Here is a 16,076-nt window from a genome sequence, read left to right as displayed (position 1 = left end):
ACAGACATCCTTTATTATTTGGACACATCGGCTCCAAAATATTTTTCAGAAATTTTCATATACGTACCGTCAGCCTTCATATCAGCCAACGCTTTGTTGACTTCCTTGATCAAATCTTCGCTGCCTTTATTAAATACAGCTGCGCTGTGTGAAGCATCCGCAGATTCGTCCACCTTTTTGATCGGAGCATCAGGCTTTTGCTTTTTCAGATCCAGATAAGACAATCCATCGTTGACGGTCGCATCTACCCGTTTGGAAGTGAGGAGATCAATAGCTTGGTTGAATCCTTCGGTTGCTACAATTTCCGCACCGTTGCTTTTTGCGATTTGAGTCAGGTTGCTAGTCAGAGATTGCCCTGCCTTTTTACCTTTTAGATCCGCAAATTTCTGGATGTCCGTATTATCTTCACTCACGATCAGAACTGCCTTAGAGACAATGTACGGATCGGAGAAATCATATTTTTGCTTGCGCTCATCTGTAATAGACACTTCATTGAATACTGCGTCAAACCGCTTGGAATTCAAGCCTGCAAATATTCCGTCCCATTGCGTCTCGATAAATTCCGGTTGCACACCCAGGCGCTTACTTACTTCAGTTGCAATATCGACGTCAAAGCCTGTCAGTTTGCCAGCAGCATCATGGTAAGTAAACGGAGCATAGGTACCTTCCGTACCGATTCTCAGCTTGCCACTGGCTTTGACAGATTCAAGAGTAGCTGCAGCCGTTGTATCTGCTTTTCCATTATTAGAACCGTTCTCTCCAGTAGATGCATTATTCGTGCCAGCGCCTTTATCATTGTTGCCGCAAGCCGAAACCAGCAATGCCATCACGATGAATACAATCGGTAAAAAACTAAATTTTCTCATGTTATCCACACTCTTTCCCTTTTTCTTGATCACCTAGCGCAGGCTAGTCATTGAATAGTACATCATTCATTTTCGCGCGTCAATGCTTTTATCCAATAATCCCTATCCAAAAGGTAAGTTATATTTTTTTATCATCTAAGGCTATTCTAGGTTGACTCAATCATAGGCAGGCTATTCATTTTCACTCCCCTCGCAGCAACTTTTTGTGTACCATTACATAAGAGATTTCGTATAATAGGTTTTAATATGCAGATTAGAAATATTTACCGGAGTGTGATCATGGATACCCAAAATTCAACTTTATCTCCCGAAGGAAGGCACTCAGCCTGGGCTACCTTTACTTCACCTTTAAAGCAATCCAAAGCGTTCACCCTCTTGTGGCTTGGACATTGGATCGCTATGTTAGGAAGTTCTGTTACGACAGTCATTTTGCCACTGGTTATCTATTCTCTGACAGGCTCGACCACCATCATGGGATTGGCGATGACGGTTTATATGCTGCCAAACGTACTTATTCTTCCTTTCGCAGGAATGATCGTGGACAGAATTGACCGAATTCGCCTTCTTCTGTTCACGAATGTCGCCCGCTTTGGTCTGATGTTCGTTGCATCGGTGTTGATGTTTACGGACGGGATGAAGTTGCCGTTCCTATTCGTTGGCCTTGCGTTGTACGGATTGATGGATGGTATCTTTAATCCGGCTTATTCGGCCTTACGTGCACAAGTGTTCACACCGGACATCCGCAATGCTGCCAATGCGCTAAGTCAAATCAGTATACAAGCCGTTCGTCTACTCGGTCCTCCGCTAGGAGGCTTTATTGTATCCTTTTCCTCCCCAGGTGTCGGCTTTGGACTGGATTCTATCGCTTATCTGGTATCCTTTGCCTGTTTTTGGATGCTAAGTGCTCATTTGGCCTCCATCATCGGTAAACGTCAGGCCGATTCAGAACAGGAAGATCAGGGTGGACAACATTTTCTCAAGGATTTTATAGCAGGCTTTGCTGTTCTCAGAAGTCATCCTTGGCTATGGATTACGATTCTCGCCTTTTCTTTCATTAATATCTGTTATTCAGGTATTATCGCTGTGCTCATCCCGTGGCTGTTCAAGGTTCATCATGGCTATAATCCAGTCGTATACGGCATTGCAATGGCAAGTAGTGGCATTGGTGCCATGCTGGGAGCCTTTGTGTATGGATCACGCAAGCATTGGAAACACCGCGGTCTGCTCGCTTACTTAGGAGCTTTTGTCAGCGGTCTCGCCTTACTGCTGTTGTCTATAGTCACCTGGATGCCAGGATTAATTATGAGCATGATGCTCGAAGGATTTGGCATTATGATTTTTGCGATTATCTGGGAGACAAGCCTGCAGGAATTAGTTCCCGCTGAATCCTTTGGACGTGTAGCCAGTCTGGATTTGATGTTTTCCTTTGCACTGCTTCCTGTCGGCTATCTGGCCGTAGGTGCCGTGGCGGATAAGCTTGGTGGCATCCTCACCATTGGTATGTTTGCAACCATCGGCATGTGTATCGTGCTGGGCGTGCTAATTGTTCCTCATATCAGACGGTTTCAATAGGGGAATATGTAACCTTTTCTCAAAAAAAGCTGCTCCCACAGGTTCATTTGTGAACCTTGCGGAAGCAGCTTTTTTCCATTTTGACTCGCGTCCCATAGGACGAGTCTATTCAATAATTCGTAAAGTTAACCTCTGCTCCGTCCAACGGAACGGAAGATCAAGCTCACAATCACGACTAGCACAATCGCACCAATTAATGCAGGAACGATGTAGAACGATCCGATTTCAGGACCCCAGTCTCCCAGAATCAAGCTACCCAACCATCCACCGATAAAACCAGCGATGATGTTACCAATCACGCCACCCGGAACATCACGACCTGCGATAATTCCTGCCAACCAACCAATAATACCGCCAACAATCAATGCCCATAACCAACTCATTTTGCGTCACCTCGTTTAAGTTTTTATCGTTGTGTTCTATTATTAACCACTCGAACTCCTTTTGAACACACAGAGACCAATTGGTTAATATTACCACACAATGGAACGCTGATTTGGGGGCTTGATATCATCCTACGTGCCTCCCAGATTATTTATGCTCTTTGTGTGAAAAGTGTGTCTCCTATTCGTTTATCCTTGTATTCCTGCTTTTTTTGTGCCATCCTCACATTATGGCTTCACTGAAGTCACTTCATGCATAAGTTACAAAAATAACAAATTATTAAGGAGTGACCCCCACTGGAGTGTCGAGTAGGATGTGCTGCATGTTGCATTGCCATTACGATTTCTTCCCCTATTCCCGGCATGCCAGACGGAAAACCTGCTGGTGTTCCATGCCCTCAGCTCACGCCTGATTACCGTTGCCAATTATTTGGAAAACCCGAGCGTCCTGCCGTATGCAGTGGCTTTCATGCGGATAAGGATACATGCGGAGAAACTAATGAAAGAGCATTTGAGCTGCTGAGAGAGCTGGAGAAGTCCACTTTACCAAGTAAAACTTAAGGCGAACTCATTCGATATGAAGGAGAATTTTTGATTATGAATGTTATTGAAAAAAGAATTGCCGAATTGAAGCAGTACGGTCCCGATCTTACCACCCCCAAAGATATGGATTTATTTTGGGACAAAACACTGAGAGAAGTTCACGTCAAACCTGTACATGCATTCAAAACACCCGTAGAAACCCCGTATCCTCATATGATGGCCTATCGGGTCACTTTTGAGGGGGTCGATGATACGCCTCTGCATGCCTGGTATGTACGCCCCCGATATGCTGGAGATCAAAAACTTCCATGCATCGTTCTGTTTCATGGCTACACCGGCGGAAAGGGCTATCCTGAAGATTATTCATCTTGGCTAATGCTTGGTTTTGCTGTATTGGCGGTAGATGTTCGTGGTCAGGGAGGAGAAACGGGAGATCGTCGGAATGATCCACACGGAACCGTTAAAGGCTGGGTTACGAAAGGAATATTGGACAAGGATACCTGCTACTACAAAACGATTACAACCGATGCCCTTAGAGCCGTAGATTGGGCGGCGGAGCAGTCCGATGTCGATGCAGATAAAATCGCAATCAGTGGCGCCAGCCAGGGTGGTGGACTTGCATTAATGGTGGGCGCGCTCAGCGATAAAGCTGCTACTATAGTAGCGGATATTCCTAATATGTGTCATATGGATTTTGGCATGATGAATTCTACCAGTTCACTGACAGAAGCTGCCGAATTCGCAAACCGCTTCCCCGAGCATTTGGAGCAGGTACTACATACATTGAGTTATTTTGACGTGATGAATTTAGCTCATCGCATTCGTATCCCGGTCATGTTATCTGTAGGGTTGAAGGATACGGTGTGCATGCCAGAGACGATTTTTGCTGCTTATAACCGCATTGAATCACCAAAAACAATTGAAGTTTATCCGTTCACCGGACATTGGGTAGAAGGTTTCCATAGACGCAAGACGGCTGAATTTTTAGTTCAAATCTTAGCATTAGATTGAGTTAACAGTTTCCTCCGGTTCCGGTGCATAAAAAAAGAACACCACGCATCTATCTGCGTAATGTTCTTTCAACTGCATCGGAGCCAGTCCTGCTTACTCTGACAAGCTCCTCGACACTTCACAGCAAAGCATCTCTGCAAAGTTTACGATGCAGTTCGCTGTTCTGCTGCCGAATCCCCTGTCCATTTTCGCACCCAAACAAAATCCATAATCATCAGGCCAAACGGAATGAAGGATGCAAACATAATGAAAAGAGGCCGCCGTATAGACCAATGCAATGCGGTTTTTCCATAGATCAGAGCAACGAGGAGCAACAGAAAGCTCACCCGGTATATGTTACCAATCACCATAACCGCCTGGGTCATGCCCGCAGCTTGCAGCGGCTGGTGGGTGAATAGTATCGCCAAATACGCTATAGCTTGAATCCAGAGCATGAGCCGGACACGCCCCAAAGGTGTTCTTAACACAAATTCAATCCCCTCTCCATGAGCAGGAATGTTCTCTCATCCCTTATGCATCTTTTATTATAACGAAAAGATCCACAAACTCCAACCTATCCATTTTTGAATTTTGACCAAATGAGTTGTGTTTGATACAGTTGTGTAAGAGGTGATTATAAATGCTTAAACTGGGTATACTGGACCAATCTCATATTCCTGAAGGCGGTTCCGCTCAAGATGCATTGTCTAATACAACAGATTTAGCGCGTGAAGCTGATCAACTGGGGTACAGCCGCTATTGGGTATCCGAGCATCATGCGTCCAAAACACTAGCACACTCCAGTCCCGAGGTATTGATTGCCCATTTGGCCGCTCATACATCGCGTATTCGTGTGGGTTCAGGCGGTATTATGCTACCACACTACAGCGCATATAAAGTAGCTGAAAACTTCCGTCTGCTGGAGGCGCTCCACCCAGGACGCATTGACTTGGGGATTGGGCGTGCTCCAGGCGGCTTGCCGCTGGCTACTCGCGCTTTGCAGGAAGGGAAATACCAAGCTGTCGAACAATATCCACAGCAGATTCTAGATTTAATCGACTACTTCCATGATTCGGTGCCTGACAATCATCGGTTTGCTGGTCTTCACGCCTCCCCGATGATATCGACCGTTCCTGAATTATGGTTGCTTGGCTCCAGTGGGGAGAGCGCCAGATTGGCCGCGATGATGGGTGCCTCCTATGCCTTTGCCCAATTTTTCGGTACTCCGGGCGGCGTAGAAGCTACCGCGCGTTACCACGAGCAATTCATGCCTTCGATTTTAGGAGATAAGCCCCGCTCCATGGCAGCAGTTACGGTAGCCTGCGCTGAAACTGAAGAGGAAGCTGAGCAGCTGGCGTCCAGTGCTAGTTTGTATTTCCTTTTACTCATGCAGGGTAAAGAAATGAATTCTCTTCCATCGGTGAAAACAGCCATGTCCTATCCCTATACAGAATTTGATCGTGAGCGGCTACGTCAGTCCGCAGCATGGCGTGTTGTTGGCACTCCTGAACAGTGCAAGGAACAGCTGCTGAGACTGGCTGAGCAGTATCGCACCGATGAGTTACTGGTCGTTTCATCCATTCATGACTTTGATAAACGTGTTCAGTCCTACCGACTGCTGGCCAAAGCTTTTAATTTGGTATAAACGACGGTTGAACTGAGGCTAATTTTCAGAAACATTAAAACCCCCGCCTGCCTATAATGGCAACAGCGGGGGTTTGTTGTAGAGAATCGGTTCATTAGAACCAACTCATCTGCACTATAGAAGTAATATAGATACCACAAAAGTCGAATGTCATATGGTACTTTAGTAGTATGTCCATCGGAACTGAAGTATAAGTGTTTACTTCTAAAGTTCTATCATCCATATACCAAAGGCGCATACGCTATACTTCATTTCTTCAAAAGAGTACAACCAAAAGTCCCGTCTCTTTACTCATTCCAGCCAAGTTTGTCATAGCTGAATTCTAGGGCTCTATGCCCCATACCAGCTTACCCTGTTGATATACGGTGCCATGGTCCCAGTCTGCGAACTTTGTCTGGGCAGCTCCATAGGAGTAATCGTTAGTCTCATCAAAGTTGCTCCAATTCGCCGCATGAATACGAGATTGAATTTCTCCGGTTTCGCCGCCGGGCTGAATCGTTCCCGCTCCATCTGTGAAGGAAATCTCCACATATTTATCAGCCTTGGACTTCGGATTTGGCAAAGTTACAAAAGTTGCTTTTACCTTTTCATTACCAATCTTGGCCCAATCTACAAAAAACTGCTGAGCTTGTTTGCTCTCATCTGTGTAATAGTAGCGAATTTTCAGGTCACTCAACTTCACAGCTGTTTTTCCGGTATTTTTGATATTAAATTGAGGCCGGATTGCATTATCCTTGGCGTTCGTGTCATCAGTGCGATATTGAAGCACAATCCCTTCATTATTACCGCCTGGTGTACTTCCACTGTGATCGCCACCGTTGTTTCCACCATTGTTATTACTACCATTGTTGCCATCTCCGCCGCTATTCCCGCCGTTGCTTCCTCCACCATGATTGCTGGAGCCTTCCAGAATCGCCTGTTTTACAAATTTGCCGGAAGCCGTTAATTGTGAATCAGGCCATCCACCCTTGCGGGCAGCACCAGGCAACAGGGCAGCAGAGGTCTCATTTTTGTCGGAAAGCGACCAATTGGCCCAACTGATTTTGCGACTGGCCATAAAATCAGTCCATACTTTGGATTCATTCAGGAACGGACCACCGTTACCCGAAGCGTCACTTGTACCCCACTCGGTAGCAAAAATGCCTACACCTTTGTTCAGGGCATAATCAATCCGATCACGTAAAGATTGTCCATGCGTACCCGCATAGAAATGCACGGTATACATTGTATTTTTATCTGGAAGCGGATGGTCTGCTGCATCATGTACATCCTGACTCCAAGTACCTGTTCCTACAATAATAATATTATCCGGGTCTTTAGCTCGAATAACCTGAGATACCTCAGATGCATAAGGTCGGATTTGATTGTTCCAGTTTACATTCCCATTCGGCTCATTAGCAAGTTCATAGATTACGTTAGGCAAATGACCGTACTTAGTGGAAAATTCATTAAAGAAAGCTTTGGCTTCATTTTTATGAGTGTTCGGATCACCATCTGAGAGAATGTGCCAGTCAATAATGACGTACAGGCCCAGTTTCTGTGCTGCCTCAATTGCTTCCTTCACTTTATTTTTCAATGAAGGGTTGGCAATATATCCGTTTTCTTCAGTATACAAGGCAACTCGAAACACGGAAATGCCCCAATCGTCCCGTAACCATTTCATAGTGTCCTGATTCACCAGATCCCCAAACCACTGAACGCCATGAGAACTAATGCCCTTGAGCTGTACAGGTTGTCCATTTTTATCCACCAGTTTACCGTTCTTTACTGAAAGTTGTCCGTAACGTTCCACAGGGGTCGTCCCGGCCGCCTCTGCTGTCGGCGCATTCCAGTTGAACCCATTCGTTAACGTCAATAACAACACTGCTGTTAACATTACTGCTACTCTTTTTGCGATCCTTGGCAGGACCCATTGCCCGTTCATCATTTACACATTCCTTCCTTTTAATAAAGTAGATAAGACTTATCAGTACGTTGTTCTCCGCTTTTTCGCCCCCTTTTTCATACAATAAAGGGATCAGGTCCAACATTCGATGTCACTTACCTGTATATGGATGCTACTACTATTATAGTTAGTTTCATGTTACGTTTCGACTTTATCCCAGAAAATGAACAAGAAGTCACGGTTTTGGGATATGTACCCCTTAGTTGGCTACTGTAGAGTACTGAAGGGACAAAAGTCTCATTTACTTATTAAGTTTAACCTAAAAAAAGACTGCTTCCCGATGCCTAGGCTCGGTACAGCAGTCTTATCATGATCTTATATGTGATCAGATAATATTAACAATTCGTCTTAATGTATGATGTCCCTATTACCCCTTAGCGGCAGCTTGAGGTTCTTGGGGTGCCTGATCTTCGTTCATATCGCCGCCATCCGTCGCTTGATCTGTCAGTACAGTCTCAGATGAGTTACCCATTACCTTGTCTATAAGTTGTAGCCAAGGTTCTTCACTGCCTCCACAACTCTCAATATCACCGAGCAGGGACTCTAGCGTGGTTCCTTCTTCTGGCAAATCAATAACTAAACTGTCTTCGTCAACTTGGATGGTGCAGCAGGTTTTCATTGTAAATCCCTCGCTTAATTCTTATTTGAGCATGCAGTATGCTTGCTCAGATGGGATGAACTCCCACGGATCCAGGGATAAGCCTTTTGAATCCGTCTGAAATTATAAACCTAATGCATCCCAATTGCAATGAACAAACCTTGAATTTTTAAGAATTAGCGAATCAATTCAAACATTCAGCAAGCTCTGTAAAAATTACTCCAAGCGCATAAGCCCCCGCATCTGGATAACCAAGGCTTCTCTCTCCGACCGCTCCGGCACGTCCCATACGCGCCACGATCTTTTCTGTCTTTTTGGCCCCCAGTACAGCAGCTTGAGCACCTCGTACAAAGGCTGCCTTCACGTCAACATTTGATTTCGCGCTCTCTACCCAGCTATCCGCACATGGCACTAATGCATCAATAAGCGTTTTATCACCAACGACGGCTCCTCTGCCGAAAGAACGTTCGCCTGTCGACTGTATGCCTTGCACCGCAGCCTGCATTATATCCGCGAATTCAGTAACGGTAAGTTCGATTCGTTCACCCGCAGATCGGGCCGCTGCACGAAATGCTGATCCCCAGATCGGGCCCGAAGCACCGCCGCAGTGTTCCATGATGACGAGCGAGCATGAATGTAGAAAGGTTCCCATCGTCAAAGAATCTTGGTTTAGGATGTCGCTCCATTCCCGTTTCAGCTGACGAAATCCCTTAGCAACACTCATGCCAAAGTCACCATCGCCTGCATGAGAATCAAGCTCGCAGAAAGGCACCTCATTCTTGATGATAACCTCACTCATTTTGTCAACCAGGTAGATCAGATTGTTCAACGTAATCTTGCTATCCTCAATAATTGCAAAGGCATGAGCGGTTTCCACCTCGAAAGATACTTGCCGATTTTCGTCTGCTACAGTTGAAAGCTCCGTGAATTCAACATGATCAACAGGTCCAGACACTTTGAACGCCGGCGCGTTGCTTTCATGGGAAAGTAGCGTTTTCAACTCGCCGTCCAGCTTCATGATAGAAACTGAGATGCCCGCCATATCGATACTTGTCATATAATTGTTGACGAAAGCTCGATTGATCTTGATTCCCTTCGCTGCCAGTTCGCGAGTGACCGCATAATTGAAAAGGTACAGTTCTTGTAGAGGCGTACCGCCAAAACCATTGATCAGCAGAGCGATTTCTCCGCTAAATCCGTTTTCGATCTGCATGTCCCGAAGGAGGTCGGTTACCATTCTGCGTGCCAGCGTATCCGCATCTGTCAGCTTCTCGCGTCTGATTCCAGGCTCGCCGTGAATGCCAACGCCGTATTCAATTTCATCAGGCCCGAGCTCAAACGTTGGCGAGCCCTTCGCCGGCACGGTGCACGACGTCAATGCGAATCCGATACTGCGTACATTCGCAGCGGCTTTCTCCGCCACTGCTTTGACTTCCGCCAGACTACGGCCCTCTTCTGCTGCTGCACCCGCGATCTTATGCACAAGTACCGTGCCCGCTACACCGCGTCGTCCGACCGTATATAGACTGTCTTCTACAGCGATGTCATCTTCAACCTTTACATAGTCCACTTCCAAACCATCTTCAGCAGCCAAATGGGCGCCGTTTCTAAAATTCATGATATCACCGCTGTAGTTTTTGATAATCAGCAGTGTGCCTTTTTTCCCAGCGGTTGCTCGAATGGCCTGATACACTTGAATTTGCGAAGGAGAGGCAAAAACATCACCACAGACCGCCGCATCGAGCATCCCTTTGCCGACAAAGCCGGCGTGAGCGGGCTCGTGCCCACTGCCGCCGCCGCTGATGAGCGTTACTTTCTCCGTGTTCAGTTCCTTTTTCTTGAGCACTTTATATTTTGGCAGGAATTCCAACTCGGGATGCGCGAGCGCAATACCGCTGCACATCTCAAGAACCAAGTTTTCCGTACGGTTGATGACCTTTTTCATGCTATTTTACCTCCGCTTTGTACTGGCTGCCGATCCGGTCGGCCGCAGCAATTGCCGCTGCAACCTGCTCCACCGTGATCGGAAACGGCATGGCATGAATCGATTCCTCCTCAATGCAGGCTTTAGCAGCTACTTCCATGAGTTCTTCCCGGCTGATATGATCGACACCGATATCGGCCAAGCAGACCGGCAAACCGATGGTTAAACAGAAATCCAGTACCTGATGTAATTCTTCCGTCGGTGCGTTTTCGAGCACCAGCTGTGCGATCGTACCGAATGCGACTTTTTCTCCATGATAATAATGATGCGTGCCTTCCAAAATGGTGAGTCCATCATGAATCGCATGGGCCGCAGCAAGTCCGCCGCTTTCGAAGCCAAGACCTGAGAGTAAAATATTAGTTTCAATGATATTTTCGAGTGCTTGTGTAACTTGATTTTCATCGCATGCCGCTTTTGCTTTGGCACCGTCTTTTAAGAGCATTTCATAGCATAACGTTGCAAGTGCCAACGCCGCATTCGTACCTACGGCTGGCGCACACTGTCCCTCGCGTACTCCGTTAGGCAGTCCAGCGTTGACCCTGGAGTAAGAGCGGGAGGTCGCACGGGCTTCAAAGTATGTCGACAGTGCATCACCCATACCTGATACGAGGAATCGGGTTGGTGCATTGGCAATTACAGTGGTGTCGACTAATACGACACTCGGGCTTTGTTTAAAATAGGCGTAATCGTCGAAGGCGCCTTCTGGAGTATAAAGAACGGCCGAGTGACTTGTCGGCGCATCCGTCGCAGCAATCGTCGGACAGATGATAAGCGCTTCCCCTTGTGCCACACATTTCGCCGCGTCAATCGCTTTGCCGCCGCCGAGACCAACGATGCAATCACATCCATTCGCAGTGGCGATTTCTTGGAGTCTAGACACTTCCTGTCTGGAGCACTCACCCATAAAACCGCTTTCAATAAAGGTCACGTTATATTTTTCCGTAGTGGAATCAAGCTTATCTTTCACCCGCTCCACATCGGCTGGATGCGCGATCAGTAAGGCAGATTTGCCGAAGGTGCTCACATAGTAACCCAAATTCAACAATTCGTTTTCACCTTGTACATATTTGCTTGGGCTGATAAAAGCTTTTCTCATCTATAATTCCTCCCTTTAATGGTGTTGGTTTCGTTCTGATTAAAACTATAAACGAACCATGTGAACTTTACATTGGAGGAATCAAGGAATATATTATAATTTGCAATCGTATTTTTTTGCACTGAAGCATGTGAATTGTACTTTTTTGTTGTTGCTTACAGGATAATTTACCATTAAGGGATGAGAATCTTGATACGTGAACATTTGAGCATCCAGAAAATCTTTGATTTGAAAAAGTGGGAGCAGTTGCAGGATTCATTGGCATCCGTTACCAAATTAGCCATTCTCACCGTCGATTATAGAGGGAATCCCGTAACTAGCCACAGCCAATGCCAATCGTTCTGCAAGAAAGTTCGCCAAGATGAGAATCTCCTTCCCTATTGCCAAAAATGTGACTCTCGTGGTGGACTTGAGGCCGTACGTTCTAACAAACCTTACATTTATCTCTGTCATTATGACATCGTTGACATCGCAGTACCGATTATTATCGACGATAAGTACATCGGCGCCGTCATGGCAGGTCAGGTTCGCCTAGCCGATCCTTCGAGCGCTTTACAGCTGGAACAAATCCTCACGTCAAAAAATGAAAAACTGTACAGTTCCAAATGGGAGGAACTTAAGGACTACTACGCCGATCTGCCGACGATGACTTATCAGGAAATTCAGATGATCTCCAACATGTTATCCTTATTGTGTAATTATATTGTTGAAGAAGCGATGAACAAAAATCTTCTCGCGGAAATGTTCGAAAAGGCTTCGGCCATAGAGTCCACTCCGCAGTTGTCCGAGATCCTTCCTGGCTACTCGCTGAAGCATATCGAAAGCCTTAAGAAAGAAATGAATAATATCTTAGCAGATGCCTATCTGAACTCCTCAGGGGATGAGGATATTCCGTGCGGAAATCCTGTACTCAAACCCGCTTTTGAATATATTTATGAGCACAAGGGTGAAACTTTCTCTCTAAAAGCCATGGCTGACTTGTGTCACATTAGTCCGAGTTATTTTAGTCGGCTGTTTGCGAAAGAAACGGGTGAGAACTTTTCCAGCTATCTGTCCCGCTTAAAGATGAAATGGGCGAAGCAACTGCTCGAAGCCACAGATATTCCGGTATCCCAGATCAGTAGCGAGCTCGGCTTCAATGAGCCGGGATATTTTATTAAAATATTCAAAAAGTATGAAGGTACAACACCTGCGGTGTACCGAAAGTATTACAAGGGATAAATAAACGAAAAAACAGATGATTCATGGGTATATATTGTTACCATGATCATCTGTTCATAATGTTCTTGCCTAAGCTACATAATCTGTGTGTACTGATCAGGCTGCCTGTGATTGTGATTTGCGCTTAATCACCAGTTTAGTGCTTGGTTTGATTGCTCTTTTGACGACCATCATTAAGGAAATCAATACAATTACCCCCATAAAGATAGCGACCGGCATATATCCCGTATACGAAATCAGCTCTACAACCGGATACAGGATGGCAGGCACCCTAAACGAATACTCATCAGCCGTCTCCATATAATACGCTAGCCAGGAGAGAAAGCCCCCGATCAATAATGTGTATAGAAAAAAGACGATCGACGGTTTCATAGATGCCCAAGCCGTATTCGTAGATTGCTCATAAGTATAATCCTTCTTCATGTAGCTGTACAAATGCTGTACGAACGCGTCCTTTTCGTCACTGGCAAATTCCATTTTCACTTTTTCAGGTGTGGAGCTCCCTGCTTTTGTATAGGTAAGAAGCAATGTATCATCAAATTTGGTCAAATTTGTTTGCACGCTTTCTATTTCATGTAATGGAATACAATAATCATAATGCTCCATTTCTTCCATCGTCACAGTCCCTTCGGAAAGCTGCACACTGATTGCTTCTGCCTGAGCCTGAGCCAAATCGGTAAGAATGGCATGAGGATGAAGAATAGCAAAACGTTTATTATCCAATTTATAAATTTTCGTTTTCTCATCATCATGAACGGACATACAAATCCCCCTTTTTATCAGCAATTTTATTATGGTGTGTTTCTTTAGAGCTAACGTAATGTTTCTGACTGATCCTGAGCATTCGTTTCATTGTGCAAGGATTCTGATTTTTTCTTGCGAAATAATTTGGCAAAAAACTTGCCTATCACACCAAACACACCTGCACAAGCAGCACCAATGAGGACGAGCACCTTAATTCCCGCGCCCTTAAAAAAAGCAATGATTAATGCCAACAAGCCTACCTTTTTAGCTACTGCCAAGCCAGCTCCTCCCAAGATCAGTCCAGTCAGGCCATACTCAGAAATTTTGTCTGTTGAAGCATTAAAATCCTCGTATCGCTCACCTGATTTGACGGTCAACTTGGGTAATATTTTCTCATTCAAAAACTTCTTATCCGCATCCAAATGTGCAGGATCGGACACTAATATGGCAGAGATATAACCCTGACGAGTGAGCACGCGAACATTATAATTAATCAGCTTTTCCTTGTTCCCATCCTCCGCCAGCATAGACCAAGTTAGATTATGGGTCGCTTCATTATAAAAAGGCTCCACATCCCAGCCTGTAACATACAGGCGATCACTTTCCGCCTTTTCCTTATTACTCTCTTCCGTACCCTCTTTATAACTATCTAGAATGGCATCTGCATCGATATCTTCTTTTTCATCATCCTTGATATGTCCAAGTTCATAGTATTCAAAAACAACTTCCCAATTTTGATTTTCATCCTTCGGAAATATACTCCCAATTTCCTTGCCAGATGGCTTTTCGTGATTCATCTCGCTTACCTTTGCAGTGTTAGCCGCATCCAAAAAAAGAAGAGATGAGTCTAAATCAACCGTAGCCACCTTGCCCAGGTCCACCTTTCGGCCACCTTCAACCCATTTTAATTGTTCACTGGATGAAGCCCACGCGTTTCCTCCACTGAGTAACACCAGACTAAGCGCCAACAGCGCTCCCAAAATCGTTTGGCTCCATCTCATTTTGTTGTTACATTTGTTATCTAGTCTCTTATCCAAAACTCATTACCCCTTTATAAATTCCAATATCTCCCGTGTCCCCAACCATATTAGCCACTGCTTTATATTTTGTCAATTCACAGTAGCAAAGGGCGTTTCCAAGACTTAATACTCATTTTTATACATATGTATGCAAATTTCTACTCTAATCGGACTGGTTTTACAAGGTATAGAGGAGCGATATGAAAAGACTCATCATGGACAAGCACAATTGCGTAATGGCTGCAACTTATCCGTTCAAGTCTCATCTAGCATATAAAATGTCGAATTTCAGTAGAATAAGAAATGTACACTTCACCAAACAAGCGACTATAGTCTTAGTGACTTTATTCCTGTTTTTTATACATATGTCATCTTTTTTATTTAAAAGAATGTATAGGCTTACACCGGATTGATTTATCAAATGCCGGGACATAGAAGTAAAGATAGAGGGGATGCACACTCCACTCCTCTATCAGCTATTTTAATCCACAATCATCCGTCCGGCTCCGCCGCCCTGCCAGCGGCCTGCTGTGCGCTTCCCCCGTCCGGCTCCTTCCAAAATCAACACTAACTGCCTATGGAGCTGAGCATGTGAAAATTCCTTATATTCCGCACCACTTCGGTTCGCAATATAATGCTGGATAGATTCTCTGTCCACAGCTTCCAGGTTCAGACACATCAGTGCAAACATACAATCCATCGGATCGTTTGTACCGCTTTTGAGCAGTTCGGATGCAAAGTAGCGCATCGTTTCCGGACGCAATGTGCTTTGATACAAGCCCGCAAACGGGACATGGATATCACTCCATGTATTAAATTCAGTAGCCATATCAGCAAAATCCTGATAATTGGAACGAAGCACGGCTCCATCTTTGAGTTTGAACCGGCCCAGCTCCAGTTCATCCAATCCGATCTCAGCCTCGGCCTCCAGCACAATATCTGCATGATGCACGGTGAAATCCGGGCGATCTGTTTGTTCCAAAAAAAGCAGCTTCAACACCGACAGTTGCCCCGTGGCTGCATACGGCACTTCCTGTTCCTGCTCTAGCAGGTATAATCTATTCTTGTGCTTTACAATGCCTCTGCATACGGTCAGCGCATGTTCCCCAACGGTCACGTTCATTCCGGTAATAATGCCATCCGAATAATCCTGATATCGGATATCCAGAAAGCTACGTGGGTAATCCCGCAGATTTTCCAGCATCTCGGTTTTGAGAATACGACCTTTTTCAAACTTTGGAACGATATGCGTTAACATGGGGTTCCCTCCTTTCTCTATTCTTCTTTATTTAGGGGAACAGATAGCCGATTCACACCGGGCGCAGGCGGCGGAACTGTAACTCCATCATCGGTGGTGGGTGGAGCTTTACTTACTCCAAGTAATCCAATAAATAGGCGAAAATTCTTTTCTATACATCTGCGTAAATCCATCGTGCTCCCCCTGATTGAAGACTGAGGTTCATTATAATC

16 protein-coding genes are annotated in these 16,076 nt (G+C 45.3%); 5 read left to right on the top strand and 11 right to left on the bottom strand.

Features of this window, described 5'->3' with window-relative positions; translation table 11 throughout:
- Positions 1 to 14: 14 nt before the first annotated feature.
- Positions 15 to 866, bottom strand: a complete 852-nt coding sequence (locus KSP24_RS00605) for an amino acid ABC transporter substrate-binding protein (RefSeq protein WP_216974201.1) — start codon at positions 864 to 866, stop codon at positions 15 to 17.
- Positions 867 to 1,145: 279 nt separating this feature from the next.
- On the opposite strand from KSP24_RS00605, the gene KSP24_RS00600 reads away from it, so the two are divergent.
- A complete protein-coding gene (locus KSP24_RS00600; protein ID WP_216974200.1) occupies positions 1,146 to 2,438 on the top strand; it encodes an MFS transporter in 1,293 nt (430 codons plus the stop codon).
- Between the two features lie 125 nt (positions 2,439 to 2,563).
- Here the strand turns inward: KSP24_RS00600 and KSP24_RS00595 are convergent, their stop codons facing one another.
- Complete coding sequence (locus KSP24_RS00595) at positions 2,564 to 2,821, bottom strand: GlsB/YeaQ/YmgE family stress response membrane protein (protein WP_013372531.1); 258 nt, start codon at positions 2,819 to 2,821, stop codon at positions 2,564 to 2,566.
- Between the two features lie 297 nt (positions 2,822 to 3,118).
- Here KSP24_RS00595 and KSP24_RS25065 point away from each other — a divergent pair, with 297 nt between their 5' ends.
- Together KSP24_RS25065 and KSP24_RS00590 are read left to right on the top strand one after the other, a co-directional pair.
- The gene (locus KSP24_RS25065) at positions 3,119 to 3,382 is read left to right on the top strand and encodes a YkgJ family cysteine cluster protein (protein ID WP_225683799.1); all 264 of its coding nucleotides are present in this window, start codon (positions 3,119 to 3,121) and stop codon (positions 3,380 to 3,382) included.
- A 36-nt stretch (positions 3,383 to 3,418) separates the two neighbouring features.
- Entirely contained in the window at positions 3,419 to 4,375 is a 957-nt protein-coding gene (locus KSP24_RS00590) for an acetylxylan esterase (RefSeq protein WP_013372533.1), read from the top strand.
- A gap of 143 nt (positions 4,376 to 4,518) precedes the next feature.
- Here the strand turns inward: KSP24_RS00590 and KSP24_RS00585 are convergent, their stop codons facing one another.
- Positions 4,519 to 4,842, bottom strand: a complete 324-nt coding sequence (locus KSP24_RS00585) for a DUF3817 domain-containing protein (protein ID WP_016324638.1) — start codon at positions 4,840 to 4,842, stop codon at positions 4,519 to 4,521.
- A 152-nt stretch (positions 4,843 to 4,994) separates the two neighbouring features.
- Between KSP24_RS00585 and KSP24_RS00580 the strand changes: the two genes are divergently transcribed.
- Positions 4,995 to 5,999 carry an LLM class flavin-dependent oxidoreductase gene (locus KSP24_RS00580; protein ID WP_013372535.1) on the top strand — a complete coding sequence of 335 codons (1,005 nt, stop codon included), beginning with the start codon at positions 4,995 to 4,997 and terminating at the stop codon, positions 5,997 to 5,999.
- A gap of 322 nt (positions 6,000 to 6,321) precedes the next feature.
- Here KSP24_RS00580 and KSP24_RS00575 read toward each other — a convergent pair whose 3' ends face one another.
- The 4 genes from KSP24_RS00575 to KSP24_RS00560 form a co-directional block, all read right to left on the bottom strand.
- Positions 6,322 to 7,926 carry a cellulase family glycosylhydrolase gene (locus tag KSP24_RS00575; protein ID WP_254207536.1) on the bottom strand — a complete coding sequence of 535 codons (1,605 nt, stop codon included), beginning with the start codon at positions 7,924 to 7,926 and terminating at the stop codon, positions 6,322 to 6,324.
- A 385-nt stretch (positions 7,927 to 8,311) separates the two neighbouring features.
- On the bottom strand, positions 8,312 to 8,563 hold the full coding sequence (locus tag KSP24_RS00570; protein ID WP_216974199.1) for a hypothetical protein: 252 nt from the start codon (positions 8,561 to 8,563) through the stop codon (positions 8,312 to 8,314).
- Positions 8,564 to 8,726: 163 nt separating this feature from the next.
- Positions 8,727 to 10,487 (bottom strand): dihydroxyacetone kinase subunit DhaK, encoded by a 1,761-nt coding sequence (dhaK, locus tag KSP24_RS00565; RefSeq protein ID WP_216974198.1) that lies wholly within the window; start codon positions 10,485 to 10,487, stop codon positions 8,727 to 8,729.
- Position 10,488: 1 nt separating this feature from the next.
- Positions 10,489 to 11,622, bottom strand: a complete 1,134-nt coding sequence (locus KSP24_RS00560) for a glycerol dehydrogenase (protein ID WP_040103107.1) — start codon at positions 11,620 to 11,622, stop codon at positions 10,489 to 10,491.
- Positions 11,623 to 11,811: 189 nt separating this feature from the next.
- Between KSP24_RS00560 and KSP24_RS00555 the strand changes: the two genes are divergently transcribed.
- Positions 11,812 to 12,843: a PocR ligand-binding domain-containing protein gene (locus KSP24_RS00555; RefSeq protein ID WP_040103106.1), complete on the top strand. Its 1,032-nt coding sequence runs from the start codon at positions 11,812 to 11,814 to the stop codon at positions 12,841 to 12,843.
- Positions 12,844 to 12,939: 96 nt separating this feature from the next.
- Here the strand turns inward: KSP24_RS00555 and KSP24_RS00550 are convergent, their stop codons facing one another.
- From KSP24_RS00550 to KSP24_RS00535, 4 genes are all read right to left on the bottom strand, one after another.
- Positions 12,940 to 13,605 (bottom strand): hypothetical protein, encoded by a 666-nt coding sequence (locus KSP24_RS00550; protein WP_216974197.1) that lies wholly within the window; start codon positions 13,603 to 13,605, stop codon positions 12,940 to 12,942.
- A gap of 50 nt (positions 13,606 to 13,655) precedes the next feature.
- Positions 13,656 to 14,588, bottom strand: a complete 933-nt coding sequence (locus KSP24_RS00545) for a DUF2167 domain-containing protein (RefSeq protein WP_044787293.1) — start codon at positions 14,586 to 14,588, stop codon at positions 13,656 to 13,658.
- 499 nt (positions 14,589 to 15,087) lie between these two features.
- Complete coding sequence (locus KSP24_RS00540) at positions 15,088 to 15,864, bottom strand: DNA and RNA helicase (RefSeq protein WP_216974196.1); 777 nt, start codon at positions 15,862 to 15,864, stop codon at positions 15,088 to 15,090.
- Between the two features lie 17 nt (positions 15,865 to 15,881).
- Entirely contained in the window at positions 15,882 to 16,037 is a 156-nt protein-coding gene (locus tag KSP24_RS00535) for a hypothetical protein (RefSeq protein ID WP_013372544.1), read from the bottom strand.
- Between the last annotated feature and the right edge of the window lie 39 nt (positions 16,038 to 16,076).

Source organism: Paenibacillus sp. AK121, assembly GCF_019042715.1.
Lineage (GTDB): Bacteria > Bacillota > Bacilli > Paenibacillales > Paenibacillaceae > Paenibacillus > Paenibacillus polymyxa_C.
This window is presented reverse-complemented; position numbering and strand designations above follow the sequence as displayed.

What these genes read in the sequence shown, in the direction of transcription:
- KSP24_RS00605 (WP_216974201.1), bottom strand. Translation starts at nt 866, where the DNA reads ATGAGAAAATTTAGTTTTTTACCGATTGTATTCATCGTGATGGCATTG.
- KSP24_RS00600 (WP_216974200.1), top strand. Translation starts at nt 1,146, where the DNA reads ATGGATACCCAAAATTCAACTTTATCTCCCGAAGGAAGGCACTCAGCC.
- KSP24_RS00595 (WP_013372531.1), bottom strand. Translation starts at nt 2,821, where the DNA reads ATGAGTTGGTTATGGGCATTGATTGTTGGCGGTATTATTGGTTGGTTG.
- KSP24_RS00590 (WP_013372533.1), top strand. Translation starts at nt 3,419, where the DNA reads ATGAATGTTATTGAAAAAAGAATTGCCGAATTGAAGCAGTACGGTCCC.
- KSP24_RS00580 (WP_013372535.1), top strand. Translation starts at nt 4,995, where the DNA reads ATGCTTAAACTGGGTATACTGGACCAATCTCATATTCCTGAAGGCGGT.
- KSP24_RS00575 (WP_254207536.1), bottom strand. Translation starts at nt 7,926, where the DNA reads ATGATGAACGGGCAATGGGTCCTGCCAAGGATCGCAAAAAGAGTAGCA.
- KSP24_RS00570 (WP_216974199.1), bottom strand. Translation starts at nt 8,563, where the DNA reads ATGAAAACCTGCTGCACCATCCAAGTTGACGAAGACAGTTTAGTTATT.
- dhaK (WP_216974198.1), bottom strand. Translation starts at nt 10,487, where the DNA reads ATGAAAAAGGTCATCAACCGTACGGAAAACTTGGTTCTTGAGATGTGC.
- KSP24_RS00560 (WP_040103107.1), bottom strand. Translation starts at nt 11,622, where the DNA reads ATGAGAAAAGCTTTTATCAGCCCAAGCAAATATGTACAAGGTGAAAAC.
- KSP24_RS00550 (WP_216974197.1), bottom strand. Translation starts at nt 13,605, where the DNA reads ATGTCCGTTCATGATGATGAGAAAACGAAAATTTATAAATTGGATAAT.
- KSP24_RS00545 (WP_044787293.1), bottom strand. Translation starts at nt 14,588, where the DNA reads ATGAGATGGAGCCAAACGATTTTGGGAGCGCTGTTGGCGCTTAGTCTG.
- KSP24_RS00540 (WP_216974196.1), bottom strand. Translation starts at nt 15,864, where the DNA reads ATGTTAACGCATATCGTTCCAAAGTTTGAAAAAGGTCGTATTCTCAAA.
- KSP24_RS00535 (WP_013372544.1), bottom strand. Translation starts at nt 16,037, where the DNA reads ATGGATTTACGCAGATGTATAGAAAAGAATTTTCGCCTATTTATTGGA.